This is a genomic window from Pseudomonas sp. JL2 (assembly GCF_031570495.1).
In the GTDB taxonomy this organism is placed as follows: domain Bacteria; phylum Pseudomonadota; class Gammaproteobacteria; order Pseudomonadales; family Pseudomonadaceae; genus Aquipseudomonas; species Aquipseudomonas rhizophila.
The window spans coordinates 1-14,918 of the sequence record NZ_JAKUDH010000007.1 but is presented as its reverse complement, the minus strand read 5'-3'; the positions used below and the strand labels follow the sequence as shown (position 1 = coordinate 14,918).

Here is a 14,918-nt window from a genome sequence, read left to right as displayed (position 1 = left end):
TTGCTCTTCCTTGAAGGTTCAGTGAGGTCTCGGCTCCTTGCGGCACACCATCACCGGTTCGTGTCAGTGCCCATCAGCGACAGCGCGCCAAAGCAGGGCAACGGACGCAGCATGATGGTGCGCACTAAATTTATGTTAGGGATTATTTGTGACCAAGTGTTGATCCAGGCCAGTGAATACCGCTGTCGGCGTCCATGAACATTTTTTCAGAAAGCCGACAGGTATTTTTTGGCAGAATGCTGCGCAATGGCTTCAATTTCTCACCCGGTGCCGCCCATGAACCGCATTTTGACCATCGAAGACGACGCCGTGACCGCCCGTGAAATCGTCGCCGAACTGACCCGCAATGGCCTGGATGTCGACTGGGTCGACAACGGCCGCGAGGGCCTGGAACGGGCGGTGAGCGGCGATTACGACCTGATCACCCTGGACCGCATGCTGCCCGAACTCGACGGGCTGGTGATCGTGACGACGTTGCGCACCATGGGCGTGGCCACGCCGATCCTCATGATCAGCGCCCTCTCCGATGTGGACGAGCGGGTACGCGGCCTGCGGGCCGGTGGCGACGATTATCTGACCAAGCCGTTCGCCACCGACGAAATGGCCGCCCGGGTCGAAGTGCTGCTGCGGCGCAACAACGGTGCCCGCGAGCCGGAAACCGCACTGCGGGTGGCCGACCTGGAACTCAACCTGATCAGCCGCGAAGCCAGCCGCAACGGGCAACTGCTCAGCCTGCTGCCCACCGAATACAAGCTGCTGGAGTTCCTGATGCGCAACAGCGGCCAGATCCTCTCGCGCATGATGATTTTCGAAGAGGTCTGGGGCTATCACTTCGATCCCGGCACCAACCTGATCGACGTCCATATCGGCCGCCTGCGCAAGAAAATCGACCCGCCGGGCCTGGAACCGCTGATTCGCACGGTACGAGGTTCCGGCTATGTCATTGCTGAACCCCGCTAAGGGCTGGCGCTCCTCCAGCAGTCGCCTGCTGGCGCTGTACAGTTCGCTGTTCGTGCTCTGGAGCGCGGTCCTGATGGGGGTGATGTATTACGAAGTCTTCGGTTACCTCGACAGCCTTGCCAAGCACTCCCTGATGCAGCGTCAGCACCTGTTCGCACGTATTCATGGCGATCAGTTGGAAGATGCTCTCATGGCCAGCCTGACCCTGGATGAACGCGGCGTCGACGCCTACGGCCTGTTCGATCCGCAATTGCGCCACTTGAGCGGACCGATCCGGCACGTCCCCCCCGATCTGCCGCTGGACGGCAATATTCATATGCTCGGCGACTGCGTCGATTCCAGGGATCCAGGTATTCCTTCCGACAGTTGCGACGCGGTGGCGACCCGGACCCAGGACGGCCGCTGGTTGGTCCTGGCGCGGGACAACGGCTCGCTGTTCGCTGTCACGCGCATCATTCTGCACGCGTTGTTCTGGGGCGTGTCCCTGACCATTTTACCGGGCATTGCCGGCTGGCATCTGTTGCGTCGGCGACCGTTGCAACGCATCCGCAAACTGCAGGCCAGTGCCGAGGCCATCGTGGCCGGTGACCTGACCCATCGCCTGCCGCTGTCGAGCCGTCGCGATGAGCTGGACATGCTGGCGGCAATCGTCAACGCCATGCTCGATCGTATCGAACGCTTGATGAACGAGGTCAAGGGCGTGTGCGACAACATCGCCCATGACCTGCGCACCCCGCTGACTCGCCTGCGCGCCCAGCTTTATCGCATCCAGCAGCAAGCCCCGGACGGCTCGCCCGAGGCGTTGCAGATGGATCAGGTGATTGCCGAGACTGACACCCTGATGGCGAGGTTTCGGGGCTTGTTGCGGATTTCCGAGCTGGAAGACCAGCAACGACGCTCAGGGTTCGTGCGCCTCGATCCGTTGCAGTTGTTGCAGGAACTGCACGATTTTTATCTGCCGTTGGCCGAGGAGCGGGAACTGACCTTCACCCTCGAAGTGCCCGATGCCCTGCCCTTGCTCAACGGCGACCGGGCATTGCTGTTCGAGGCGGTGTCCAACCTGCTGAGCAACTCGATCAAATTCACCCCGCCGGGCGGAGAGGTGATCCTGCGTGGCGTTGATCAGGGCGACAGCAGCCGCATCGAAGTACTCGACTCCGGGCCCGGAATCCCCGAGGCGGAGCGCAAGGCTGTGTTTCGCCGCTTCTACCGCGCCGAGGGCAGCAGCCAGCAGAGCGGCTTTGGCCTGGGGCTGTCGATCGTCGCAGCGATTGTCAACTTGCACGGGTTCACGCTGGAAGTGGGCAGCAGCGAGCAAGGCGGCGCTCGGTTGGCGCTCGATTGCCGGGCGACGCTGCTGTAGGTGGCGGCTACCAAGTTCAGCGGAAAAGTTCAGCGGATCATTCAGGCGGGGTCACTTCGATACAGCGGGGTGTTTTCAAGCTCATACCGCAACTCATCGATCAGCTTTGCCAGGCTTTCTTCCGAGCGGACGCTGTCGACGCTCATGCCGCTCACCACCAGATCCACCTCCCCGCTTTCGCGGTGATACAGACGTACGGTAAGGGTTCCGTCGCCGTTGAGGCTGCATTCGCAGGCCAGTGGCTTGAAGCTTTCTTCGAGTCGGGCGCGCAGGGGGGCCAGTAGGGTCATCCGTTGCTCCTCAGCGCTGTAGCCGTGAGCGACCGGCGGGCAACTGCGGGCTCATAGGCCCGGCAAGCGTCCTGGCGATTGCACGATTGATTCGTTCACTGCTCATTGTGGCGTGTTCCTTGACTGTTTCGTGGGGGACGCGGCATTGCGCAGAGAATGCCGCACCCTCACAGCCTAAGGAGCCAACGACGTGGGCAAAACCCGAATTTGCACCAGCACGCCCGGTGCATTTGCACTGGCTATCATGGTGCCTTCATTCGCCACTCGTTGGCGAACAGGCCGCGTTCGCGCGCCCAGACGATTGCCTCGCTGCGGCTGTGAACATCGAGTTTGGAGTACAGCGTCGCCACGTGATTGCGCACGGTATTGGGGGCCAGCTTCAAGCGCGCGGCGATTTCCTTGTCGGCCAGACCCTGGCAGATCAGCCCCAGCACGTCACGCTCCCGGGCTGTGAGCTCGGTAAATGAAGTGCTGGGCAACTGGGCGTTGATGCTCTTCACATTGGCCAGTTTTTCGATCAGGGTCCGACTGAACCAGGAGGCATCTTTCATCACCTCTTCGATGGCCGCCACCAGCTCCAACTCCGAGCGTTTGCGTTCGGTGATGTTCATCAACACCAGCAAATAACACGGCTTGTCCTGAATGACGACAGTATCGGCTGCCATCTCGCAGTCGATCTGTTCCCCACCTTTTTTGTGAACCTTGACGTCGACGCTGGACACGGTTGCGGTTTTTTCCAGCGTGGCAAACAGTGCGGCGCAGGCATCCGCGTCGAGAAAGCCGATTTCCTCCACGGTTTTGCCCAGCAGCTCTTCACTGGCATAACCGGTGGTCTGAAGAAAGGCTTCGTTGATCTCGAGCAGTTGCTGTTCGGCGCTGCACACCAGGGTTGGCACGGGCGTGAGACGGAACGATTTGGCAAAGCGCTCCTCGCTCTGGCGCAACGCCGTTTCGGCCTTGCGGCGCGGCTCCATGTCCATGAAGGAAAACAGCATGCAGTCTTCGTCATGCAGGTCATCCAGCGGCTGGCCCGCGACAATCACTTGCTTGCTGCCGCCCCCTGGCAGTTTCAACTCAGCCTGCATTTGCGGAATGGTCGCGCCCTGCCCCAGGCGCTCAATGGCCAAGTCACGTTTCTCGGCGGCCTCGAGCACGTCCAGCTCATACACCGAACGCCCGATCACCTGCTCGCGGCTGTAGCCGGTCATTTCCAGAAAGCCCTGGTTGACCTTGATATAGCGCAAGTCACTGAGACGGCAGATTACCGCTGGCGCCGGGTTGGCCGCGAAGGTTCTCTCGAAACGCTGTTCGGCGCTGGCCCACTCGGTGGCATCGCTGAGAATCAGCACCAGCAATTCCGCCTGGCCGCTACGGTCGGTCAGCACCATGCTGCGAATCCGATGAACCCAGGTGCGATCCGGATCAGCCTCGGGCGTGACCTCCACCAATACATCGCTGAACTCATCGCCACGGGCGACCCGGGCAATGGGGTAGTTGTCCGCGGTCAGCGGGTGGTTGTTGCGATAACGCAAATTGAACCGCTGGGCGTATTCCTCGGCGTTGGCCCCCAGCGCCTTGAGGTCAGTGACCCCGTGCATGGTCAACGCCGCTTCGTTGGCCCAGGCGATGGTCTGATCGACTTCGATCAACATCACCCCGTCAGACAGCCCGGCGATGATTTGCAGCAGTTGACGACGATTGGTATCGGTAGTCGGGACATCCTGGCTCATCGGGTCTCCATGTGGTCAGAGGAGCATGGAGATTACGACCATTCGCGGCGATGACACGTTCCCCTATAGGAACTGTCGAGTGCAACGAGGCTGCGATCTTTTAATCCTCAAGCTGCTTCAAGCCGCCATGCGTCCCTCGGCAATTGCCTGTGAGGCGGCGAGCATCGCTCGCAGCAGCACCGCACACCCGGCGGCCAGATCATCCGGGGCGGCGTTTTCGATTTCGTTGTGGCTGATGCCGCCTTCGCACGGCACGAAGATCATCCCGGCCGGCCCCAGTTCGGCGAGGAAGATCGCGTCGTGGCCTGCGCCGCTGACGATGTCCATATGGGACAGGCCCAGCCCTTGGGCAGCACCGCGCACAGCTTCGACACAACCCTGGTCGAAGTACAGCGGAGGAAAATCGGCCGTAGGGGTCAGTTCATACGTCAGGCCGTGTTGCTGACAGGTGTCATCAATGACTTGCCTGACCTCGGCGATCATCGAATCCAGGCGTGCCGGCTCCAGGTGACGAAAATCCAGGGTCATGCGCACTTCGCCGGGGATGACATTGCGCGAACCGGGATAGGCTTGCAGGCAGCCAACCGTGCCACAGGCATGGGGTTGATGGCCGAGGGCCGCGCGGTTGACGGCACCGACGATGATCGAAGCACCGACCAAAGCGTCCTTGCGCAGGTGCATCGGGGTCGGGCCGGCGTGGGCTTCGACGCCCCGCAAGGTCAGATCGAACCACTTCTGCCCCAGTGCCCCCATCACCACACCGATGGTCTTGCGTTCGTCCTCCAGGATCGGCCCCTGCTCGATGTGCGCCTCGAAATACGCCCCCACCGGATGCCCGCTGACCGGGCGTGGCCCGGCGTAGCCGATGGCATTGAGTGCCTGGCCGACGGTAATGCCCTCGGCGTCGGTCTTGGCCAGGGTTTCTTCGAGGGTGAACTTCTCGGCGAATACGCCGGAGCCCATCATGCACGGGGCGAAGCGCGAACCTTCTTCGTTGGTCCAGACCACCACCTCCAACGGTGCTTCGGTTTCTATTTTCAAGTCATTGAGGGTACGCAGCACTTCCAGGCCGGACAGCACACCGAAGCATCCGTCGAACTTGCCACCGGTCGGCTGGGTGTCGATGTGGCTGCCGGTCATCACCGGTGGCAGGTTCGGATTGCGCCCCGGCCGACGGGCGAAAATATTGCCCACCGCGTCAATGCTGACGGTGCAGCCGGCTGCCTCGGTCCATTGCACGAACAAGTCCCGGGCCTGGCGGTCCAGATCGGTCAGGGCCAGCCTGCACACCCCACCCTTGACCGTGGCACCGAGCTGCGCCAGGTCCATGAGCGACTGCCACAAGCGGTCGCGATTGATGTGCTGTTGGGTGGACTGTAGAACGTCGACGGCTGCGTTCATGGGGGATCTCCAGTTTTTTCAGGCATTTTCTCGTTGTACTTGAGGCCGCTATCGCGAGCAGGCTCGCTCCCACAGGGGATCTGCTGTGCACACAGGCTTGCATTCCCCCCAATCCAGTGTGGGAGCGAGCCTGCTCGCGATGAGGCCCTCCTTTACACCGCAGTTTTAGCGATGGACGGGCTAGCCCGCATACTGCACAACCCGTAATAAATCACCCCGCCCAGTGCCGAGCCGGTGAACCAGCCGTAGCTGTAGAACCAGCTGAATGCGTCGCTGCCCAGCGACAGCAGCGTCAGCACCACGGGCACGCCAAAGGCGATGAAGCCGTTCCAGTTCCAGGCCGGGTAGACGTCGTCGCGGTACAGCCCGGCCAGGTCCAGTTGTTGTTTCTTGATCAGGAAATAGTCCACCACCATGATCCCGGCAATCGGCCCCAGCAGGCTCGAATAGCCCAGCAGCCAGTTGGAATAGACCGACTCAAGGCTGACCTCGGAAACGATCAGACCGAGTTTCTTCAGCAGTTCGTGGGCCATCAGCGCCAGCCCTACCAGCCCGGTCAGCATCACCGCCTTGGTACGGCCGATCAGTTTTGGCGCCAGGTTCTGGAAGTCGTTGGTGGGTGAGACGATGTTGGCGGCGGTGTTGGTCGAGAGCGTGGCGATGATGATCAGCACCATGGCCAGGGCCACCCACAGCGGGCTCTGAATGTGTCCGATCAGGGTCACCGGGTCAGAGACGGTCACGCCCACCAGTTTCGCCGAGGCCGCCGTCATCACCACGCCGAGGGCGGCGAACAGGAACATGGTCAGCGGCAGGCCGATGATCTGCCCCACGATCTGGTCTTTCTGGCTCTTGGCATAACGACTGAAGTCAGGAATGTTCAGCGACAGCGTGGCCCAGAAACCCACCATCGCTGTGAGCCCTGCCAGGAAATAACTGGTCACGCCGGCACCTTCGGGCCGCTTGGCCGGCTGCGCCATCAGTTCGGTCAGGGAGACGTTGGGCAACGCCCACATCAGCAGCCCGACTCCCACCAGCACCAGCAGCGGCGCGGACAGGGTTTCCAGCCATTTGATCGACTCGGCACCGCGCAGCACCACCCACAGGTTCAGGACCCAAAACACCATGAAACCAATCACTTCGCCGGTGCCGCCCAGGCTCTTCCAGCCTTCGAACACCGAGCCGAGAAACAGGTGAATCGCCAACCCGCCGAACATCGTCTGGATTCCGAACCAGCCACACGCCACCAGTGCGCGGATCAGGCAGGGAACGTTGGAGCCGATGACGCCGAAGGACGAACGCAACAGCACCGGGAAGGGAATGCCGTATTTGGTCCCGGCAAAGGCGTTCAGGGTCAGGGGAATCAGCACGATGATGTTGGCGAACAGGATGGCCAGCAACGCTTCACCCACCGACAACCCGAAATAGGCCGTGAGCACGCCGCCCAGGGTGTAGGTCGGCACACAGATCGACATGCCGACCCATAACGCAGTGATGTGCCATTTATTCCAGGTTCGCTCGTGCACCTGGGTTGGCGCGATGTCATGGTTGTAACGAGGGCTGTCGAGAACGTCGCTGCCGGCTTCAAGCTCGAATAACCCGTCGCGCTCGGTCACTGTTGATCTGGTCATGTCCGCTCCACTGTTTTCATTATTTTTGCTCATCGACTGGCGATGGCCGGAGTACTTGCATGTAAAGCGCGCGTTCTACCGGCGGCCCTGCCTGGCAGCGACAGCACTCAATAACTGTGCCGATTGCCTCGCCGGGTTGACCGGTTGAACGATATAACACTGACAACTTTATGATATTTAACGCTTTAATTTAACTTCATTGTCCGCTCGCACTGCGCGCCAGTGCCCTTGAGGCTAGATGACCTGCACGTTCTGTCGAGCCCGAGATTCAAAGTGGTGCACCCCACAATATTGCGAAGCGTCTAAACCGCACTTTAACGCCTTTCAAGCTGCTGATTTAGCATGATAAATCTCGCTCAAATAATGATCCTGTCAAGTGCGTCAAAATGGTGAGGCGGCTCACCATTTTGGTGATTTATATATTAAATTGATATTTTTCAATGAGTTATATATTAAAACAACCCATTAAAAATAATCTTGCCGATTCGTAAAACTCCAGCTAGCTTCTAATCCTGACAGCCGTGACAGGATTAGAACTCTGCACGACTTCATCACTTCCCCATCATGATCTATACAACATAAAGAACCGGCATCAGTCGGTCATGCCTGCGAGGAACTCGGAATGTCTTTGTTGATCCGTGGCGCCACCGTAATAACCCATGACGAACGCTATTGCGCCGATGTGCTATGTGCCGAGGGCGTGATCAAGGCGATTGGTGAAAACCTGGATGTGCCCGCCGATGTCGAAGTACTCGATGGCAGCGGCCAATACCTGATGCCGGGCGGCATCGACCCGCATACCCATATGCAGTTGCCGTTCATGGGCACCGTCGCCAGCGAAGATTTTTTCAGTGGCACGGCGGCAGGCCTGGCGGGAGGCACGACGTCGATCATCGACTTTGTCATTCCCAATCCCCAGCAATCGCTGATGGAAGCCTTCCACCAGTGGCGCGGCTGGGCGGAAAAAAGCGCCAGTGATTACGGTTTTCACGTGGCGATCACCTGGTGGAGTGAACAGGTTCGTGAAGAGATGGCCGAGCTCGTCAGCCATCACGGGGTAAACAGCTTCAAGCACTTCATGGCCTACAAGAACGCGATCATGGCGGCCGACGACACCTTGGTGGCAAGCTTCGAGCGCTGTCTGGAACTGGGCGCCGTGCCCACGGTGCATGCCGAGAACGGCGAGCTGGTTGATCACCTGCAGCGCAAGTTGCTGGCCCAGGGCATTACCGGCCCCGAAGCCCATCCGCTGTCGCGGCCCTCGCAAGTGGAAGGTGAAGCCGCGAGCCGGGCCATCCGTATTGCCCAGACCCTGGGCACGCCGCTGTACCTGGTGCATGTGTCGACCAAGGAAGCCCTGGATGAAATCACCTATGCCCGCAGCCAGGGCCAGCCGGTCTACGGTGAAGTACTGGCCGGGCATCTGCTGCTCGACGATAGCGTTTATCGCCACCCCGACTGGCAGACCGCCGCCGGTTACGTGATGAGCCCGCCCTTCCGCCCTCGCGGGCATCAGGAAGCGCTCTGGCATGGCTTGCAATCAGGCAACCTGCACACCACCGCCACCGACCATTGCTGTTTCTGCGCCGAACAGAAAGCCGCCGGCCGCGAAGACTTCAGCAAGATTCCCAACGGCACCGCCGGTATCGAAGACCGTATGGCGGTGCTGTGGGATGAAGGGGTCAACAGCGGCAAATTATCGATGCATGATTTCGTCGCCCTCACCTCCACCAATACGGCGAAGATCTTCAACCTTTACCCGCGCAAAGGTGCCATTCGCGTCGGTGCCGATGCCGACCTGGTGCTCTGGGACCCGCAAGGCAGCCGCACGATTTCGGCCAAGACCCACCATCAACAGGTGGACTTCAACATCTTCGAAGGCAAAACCGTGCGCGGCGTGCCCAGCCACACCATCAGCCAGGGCAAGCTGGTCTGGGTCGATGGCGACCTGCGGGCCGAACGCGGAGCGGGACGCTACATCGAACGACCGGCTTACCCGGCGGTGTTCGATTTGTTGAGCAAGCGGGCGGAGTTGCACCGGCCGGTTGCAGTGAAACGCTGATAGCGGCCTACGGCCTATCGCGAGCAGGCTCGCTCCCACACTGGATTTTGAATGGATACAAAATCTGTGTGCACCGCAGATCCCTGTTGGAGCGAGCCTGCTCGCGATGAGGCCAGTCCGGACACAAAAAACACTGCCCACCAGAGGCAGCACCTCAAACACCGTGAGGCCAATTCCATGATCCAGCCCTTGAGTCACCTCCCCCATTCCCAGGAAGACCCGACCACCCTGGCCGCGCGTTTCAGCGACCTGGCGCCGCCGCTCAACCCACGACAGGCGCACCTGGAAGCATCCCGTTGCCTGTACTGCTACGACGCGCCGTGCGTGAACGCCTGTCCGAGCGAGATCGACATCCCTTCGTTCATCCGCAACATCCATCAGGACAACGTCCAGGGCGCGGCGCAGAAGATTCTCTCGGCCAATATCCTCGGCGGCAGTTGTGCCCGGGTCTGCCCCACAGAGATCCTTTGCCAGCAAGCCTGCGTGCGCAACAACGCTCAAGAGTGCGCGCCGGTACTGATCGGCCTGTTGCAACGCTACGCGGTGGACAACGCCCACTTCAGCGAGCACCCGTTCAAACGCGCCGCCACCACCGGCAAGCGCATTGCCGTGGTCGGCGCGGGTCCTGCGGGGTTGTCCTGCGCTCACCGCAGCGCGATGCACGGCCACGATGTGGTGGTGTTCGAGGCCCGGGAAAAGGCCGGTGGCCTCAACGAATACGGAATCGCCAAATACAAGCTGGTGGACGATTATGCCCAGCGTGAACTGGACTTTCTGCTGGGCATCGGCGGCATCGAAATCCGCCATGGGCAAAAGCTGGGCGAAAACCTCAGCTTGAGCGACTTGCATCAGCAATTCGACGCTGTGTTCCTCGGCCTCGGCCTGGCCGCCAGCAAACAACTGGGCCTGAGCGATGAACAGGCACCGGGGCTGCTGGCCGCCACCGAGTACATCCGCGAACTGCGTCAGGCTGACGACCTTAGCCAGTTGCCGCTGGCCGACCGCTGCATCGTCCTCGGTGCCGGCAACACCGCCATCGACATGGCCGTGCAGATGGCCCGTCTCGGTGCCCGGGACGTCAGCCTGGTGTACCGGCGCGGCCTTGAGGACATGGGCGCCACCGGCCATGAGCAAGACATCGCCAAGGCCAATCAGGTGCGTCTGCTGACCTGGGCCCAACCGCAACAAGTGCTGCTGGACGAGGTAGGGAATGTGCGGGGCATGCGTTTCTCCCGCACCCACCTGGAGAACGGTCGGTTGGTCACCGGCGCCGACACCTTCGACCTGCCCGCCGACGGGATTTTCAAAGCCATTGGCCAGGCCTTCGATGACCACGCGCTGGCGGACCCGCTGGCCCGTGAACTCAAACGCCAGGATGGACGGATCCTGGTAGACGAGCATTTGCGCACCAGCATCGCCGGCGTGTATGCCGGCGGTGACTGCACCAGCCTGGACCAGGACCTGACGGTGCAGGCCGTGCAGCACGGCAAGCTTGCCGCCGAGGCGATCAACGCTCAACTCATGCTCAACGTGGAGGCTGCGTAAATGGCCGATCTGTCGATTGTCTTCGCCGGCATCAAAGCCCCCAATCCGTTCTGGCTGGCCTCCGCGCCGCCGACCGACAAGGCCTACAACGTGGTACGTGCCTTCGAGGCCGGTTGGGGTGGCGTGGTCTGGAAAACCCTTGGAGAGGATCCGGCGGCCGTGAACGTGTCGTCGCGTTACTCGGCCCACTTCGGCGCCAATCGCGAGGTGCTGGGCATCAATAATATTGAGCTGATCACCGACCGTTCGCTGGAGATCAACCTGCGGGAAATCACCCAGGTGAAAAAGGACTGGCCGGACCGGGCGCTGATCGTGTCGTTGATGGTGCCGTGCGTGGAAGAATCCTGGAAACGCATCCTGCCCCTGGTTGAAGCCACGGGTGCCGACGGTATCGAGCTGAACTTCGGCTGCCCCCACGGCATGCCCGAGCGGGGCATGGGCGCGGCCGTCGGCCAGGTGCCGGAGTACGTCGAGCAAGTCACGCGCTGGTGCAAGACCTATTGCTCGCTGCCAGTGATCGTCAAGCTGACGCCGAACATCACCGACATCCGCGTCGCTGCCCGGGCGGCCCATCGGGGCGGCGCCGATGCAGTGTCGTTGATCAACACCATCAACTCCATCACCAGCGTCGACCTGGACCGCATGGTCGCCCTGCCCATCGTCGGCAGTCAGAGCACCCACGGCGGCTACTGCGGCTCGGCGGTCAAGCCGATCGCGCTGAACATGGTCGCGGAAATCGCCCGCGACCCGCAGACCCAGGGCTTGCCGATTTGCGGCATCGGTGGCATCGGCAGTTGGCGCGACGCGGCGGAATTCATCGCCCTGGGCAGTGGCGCCGTGCAAGTGTGCACGGCGGCGATGCTCCACGGTTTTCGTATTGTCGAAGAGATGAAGGACGGTCTGTCACGCTGGATGGACGATCACGGCCACGCCAACCTGCAGGCATTTTCCGGTCGCGCGGTGGGCAACACCACCGACTGGAAGTACCTGGACATCAACTATCAAGTCATCGCGAAGATCGACCAAGCGGCCTGCATCGGCTGCGGTCGCTGCCACATCGCCTGTGAAGACACGTCCCACCAGGCCATCGCCAGCCTCAAGCAAGCGGACGGGACGCACAAATATGAAGTGATCGATGAAGAGTGCGTGGGCTGCAACCTCTGCCAGATCACCTGCCCGGTGCAGGACTGCATCGAGATGGTGACGGTGGAAACGGGCAAGCCGTTCCTGGATTGGAATCATGATCCGCGTAATCCCTATCATGTAGCGGTCTGAAGAAGCTGTGGCGTCTGGACTGACGCCATCGCGAGCAGGCTCGCTCCCACACTGGGTCGTGTCGTTCACAGATTTTGTGTACGCCAGAAATCCACTGTGGGAGCGAGCCTGCTCGCGATAGGGCCATCAGCCTCAACACAGATCTCAGGGCTCCAACCCAATCCCCCGCAAAATCACACTGGTCACCGTCTGCACTGCCCGCTCAAACTGCATGTCGGACAGTGGCTGGTGATCATTGAGGATGTTGATCTGGTGATCGAAGTCGGCGTAGTGCTGGGTCGAGGCCCAGATCATGTAGAGCAGGCTTGACGGCTCCACGGGGAGGATGCGTTTGTCCTCCACCCACTGGCGGATTTTTGCCTCTTTCATCTTGGCCCAGTCATAGAGGCTGGCATCCAGCGCCTGGCCCAGGGTCGGGGCGCCGTGGATGATTTCGTTGGCCCAGACCTTCGAGCCGTAGGGCCGGCTACGGGAGTGGTTCATCTTGGCGCGGATGTAACTGCTGAGCACCACCCGCGGGTCATCGAACATCTCGAAGCACAAGGCATCCTGCTTCCAGACCTCCAGCAGATCGAACAGCACGGCGCTGTACAGCTCGCTCTTGGTGCTGAAGTAATAATGCAGGTTGGATCGGGGCAGTTGCACCTCGGCGGCGATGTCGGCCATGGCGGTGCCGCCGAAGCCCTTTTCGGCAAAGACCTTTTCGGCGGCCAGCAGGATTTTCTCGACGTTACTGCGACGAATCTCGATCTTGTGATTGCCCATGAGGGCTCCCTGACGACAGCGTTGGTCAAGACTAGCATTCACCCACTTCTGAAAACACCGGCGCTGCTTGTGGGAAAGCTTCTGTGGCGAGGGAGCTTGCTCCCGCTCGGCTGCGCAGCAGTCGTAAAACCGGCTGGCGCGGTATCCCTGGAAAACCGCGCCAGTTCATTTTGGGGCTGCTGCGCAGCCCAGCGGGAGCAAGCTCCCTCGCCACAAAAGCAGGTTCGGGTTGGCCTCTGGGGGTGTTCTTCAAAGGCCAGTTTCAAGGGGTGAGTCAGCTAGTGCGCTTCGACGTTATCCAGCGCACGGTTCGCCAGCAATCCGCTCAATTCGATCAATTGCTGGATGCCCAGGGCGATGTGGCGCCTGGGACCTTCCAGGTCGAAGGCCAAGTCACTGACCATGGCATTGGCCGAGGCCAGGTTTTCGCTGAGGTTGGCGAGCAGGGTTTCGGTGTCGACGCCATTGGCGACGGTGAACAGTTGGCCGGGATCGGCCTCGGGTTTGCTGGGTTTGGGCTTGAGGTAGTGGTCGAGGATGCGGTCGGCGGCTTTGTCGAACGCTTTTGAGCTGGGGTTGGATGGTTCTGTATGGGGCGGGTTGGGAGTTACTTTGAACATGCTTGAAGCTCCGATGCATTTAAAAGGGAGCCAACACCCCTGTCGCTACCAAACGAATTAGGGTGGCGGCCATACGAAGGTTGGTAGACCGGGCATCGGAGCCGGCGCCTCCGAAGAGGCCCTGCGCATGGCCACCAAAAAGCGAAGAGCATGATTGCACTTGCAAGAGATGACGCTATGCACCGACACCAGGGCTACCAAACCCGATCACTGATTCAATCAGCGACCCGGAAACGATAGAACCCTGCCCCCCAGGCGCACAAGCCGGCGGATTCTGGCGCAGTTGTAGGCAAGGGCGCAAGACAACGTAGCCCGACCCCGAACGATCCTACATCTGGATAAACACAAATCCGTTTGGACCCGGCATAGGGTTAAACAACACACCCTTGTGGCGAGGGGATTTATCCCCTCGCCACAAAGGACTTCACCGTCCGTTGGATCGTGCGCATTCGACTAATGTCTTAGACCAGTCATCGCACAACCAAGCACCCTCCCCGCTACTCTCAAACCACGCTTCGACACGGCGCCACGGCCTGCAATCTTGAGCTCGGCCAGCGCCAGCCATTGAAACGTCTCATTTTGAGCGCACCCGAGTTGGACAATTCCGATAATGGCCAGTTGACAACGAGGAGCAGCTTCCAAATAATCCACCTCATGTTGTACGACGACGTATGACAAATAAAAACAACAAAAAAGTAGGGAGCGTCATAGTGAGCACACGTGTCCGTTTTTCGCCCAACCCCCGTCAAAACCGCCGTACCTTTCTCAACGCCAGCCCCGCCCTGGTCCTTCTCGGTTGCAGCAGCCTTGCCGCGTTCCTGCCAATGACCGCCAGCGCCGAAGGCTTCGTCGATGACGCCAAGGTCAATCTCAACCTGCGCAACTTCTACATCAACCGCAACTTCACCAACCCGGCTAACGCCCAAGGCAAAGCCGAGGAATGGACCCAGAGTTTCATTCTCGACGCCAAGTCCGGCTTCACTCAGGGCACAGTCGGTTTCGGTATGGACGTGCTGGGCATGTACTCGCTCAAGCTCGACGGTGGTCGCGGCACTGCCAATACCGCCTTGTTACCGGTGCATGACGATGGCCGCCCGGCCGATGACTTTGGTCGCCTGGGTGTCGCACTCAAGGCCAAGGTGTCGAAAACCGAGTTGAAGGTGGGCGAATGGATGCCGGTGCTGCCAATCCTGCGCTCTGACGACGGTCGCTCCCTGCCGCAGACTTTCCGCGGCGGTCAGGTCACCTCCACCGAGATCAACGGCCTGAGCCTGTA

12 protein-coding genes are annotated in these 14,918 nt (G+C 60.6%); 6 read left to right on the top strand and 6 right to left on the bottom strand.

Going from position 1 to position 14,918, the window contains the following annotated elements:
* Positions 1–276: 276 nt before the first annotated feature.
* Together MKS85_RS11705 and MKS85_RS11700 are read left to right on the top strand one after the other, a co-directional pair.
* Positions 277–960 (top strand): response regulator transcription factor, encoded by a 684-nt coding sequence (locus MKS85_RS11705; RefSeq protein ID WP_047230191.1) that lies wholly within the window; start codon positions 277–279, stop codon positions 958–960.
* Positions 938–2,323, top strand: a complete 1,386-nt coding sequence (locus tag MKS85_RS11700; RefSeq protein ID WP_310662885.1) for a HAMP domain-containing sensor histidine kinase — start codon at positions 938–940, stop codon at positions 2,321–2,323. Before MKS85_RS11705 ends, MKS85_RS11700 begins: the two co-directional genes overlap by 23 nt.
* A gap of 41 nt (positions 2,324–2,364) precedes the next feature.
* On the opposite strand, the gene MKS85_RS11695 is transcribed toward MKS85_RS11700, so the two are convergent.
* The 4 genes from MKS85_RS11695 to MKS85_RS11680 form a co-directional block, all read right to left on the bottom strand.
* The gene (locus MKS85_RS11695; protein ID WP_047230189.1) at positions 2,365–2,613 is read right to left on the bottom strand and encodes a DUF1652 domain-containing protein; all 249 of its coding nucleotides are present in this window, start codon (positions 2,611–2,613) and stop codon (positions 2,365–2,367) included.
* A gap of 242 nt (positions 2,614–2,855) precedes the next feature.
* On the bottom strand, positions 2,856–4,343 hold the full coding sequence (locus tag MKS85_RS11690; RefSeq protein ID WP_188251654.1) for a PAS domain S-box protein: 1,488 nt from the start codon (positions 4,341–4,343) through the stop codon (positions 2,856–2,858).
* A gap of 117 nt (positions 4,344–4,460) precedes the next feature.
* A complete protein-coding gene (locus MKS85_RS11685) occupies positions 4,461–5,744 on the bottom strand; it encodes a Zn-dependent hydrolase (RefSeq protein WP_288915995.1) in 1,284 nt (427 codons plus the stop codon).
* A 152-nt stretch (positions 5,745–5,896) separates the two neighbouring features.
* On the bottom strand, positions 5,897–7,375 hold the full coding sequence (locus tag MKS85_RS11680; RefSeq protein WP_047230186.1) for an NCS1 family nucleobase:cation symporter-1: 1,479 nt from the start codon (positions 7,373–7,375) through the stop codon (positions 5,897–5,899).
* Positions 7,376–7,997: 622 nt separating this feature from the next.
* Between MKS85_RS11680 and hydA the strand changes: the two genes are divergently transcribed.
* The 3 genes from hydA (at position 7,998) to preA (ending at position 12,257) form a co-directional block, all read left to right on the top strand.
* Positions 7,998–9,437, top strand: coding sequence for a dihydropyrimidinase (gene hydA / locus MKS85_RS11675; RefSeq protein ID WP_188251656.1), 1,440 nt, complete (start codon positions 7,998–8,000; stop codon positions 9,435–9,437).
* Positions 9,438–9,614: 177 nt separating this feature from the next.
* Complete coding sequence (locus tag MKS85_RS11670) at positions 9,615–10,982, top strand: NAD(P)-dependent oxidoreductase (protein ID WP_310662884.1); 1,368 nt, start codon at positions 9,615–9,617, stop codon at positions 10,980–10,982.
* Positions 10,983–12,257, top strand: a complete 1,275-nt coding sequence (gene preA / locus MKS85_RS11665) for an NAD-dependent dihydropyrimidine dehydrogenase subunit PreA (RefSeq protein ID WP_047230183.1) — start codon at positions 10,983–10,985, stop codon at positions 12,255–12,257.
* 144 nt (positions 12,258–12,401) lie between these two features.
* Here preA and MKS85_RS11660 read toward each other — a convergent pair whose 3' ends face one another.
* Together MKS85_RS11660 and MKS85_RS11655 are read right to left on the bottom strand one after the other, a co-directional pair.
* Positions 12,402–13,022: a TetR/AcrR family transcriptional regulator gene (locus MKS85_RS11660; protein WP_047230182.1), complete on the bottom strand. Its 621-nt coding sequence runs from the start codon at positions 13,020–13,022 to the stop codon at positions 12,402–12,404.
* Positions 13,023–13,300: 278 nt separating this feature from the next.
* Positions 13,301–13,642: a DUF6124 family protein gene (locus tag MKS85_RS11655; RefSeq protein ID WP_310662883.1), complete on the bottom strand. Its 342-nt coding sequence runs from the start codon at positions 13,640–13,642 to the stop codon at positions 13,301–13,303.
* 710 nt (positions 13,643–14,352) lie between these two features.
* Here MKS85_RS11655 and MKS85_RS11650 point away from each other — a divergent pair.
* On the top strand, positions 14,353–14,918 hold a 566-nt coding region (locus MKS85_RS11650; RefSeq protein ID WP_310662882.1), incomplete at its 3' end, for an OprD family outer membrane porin.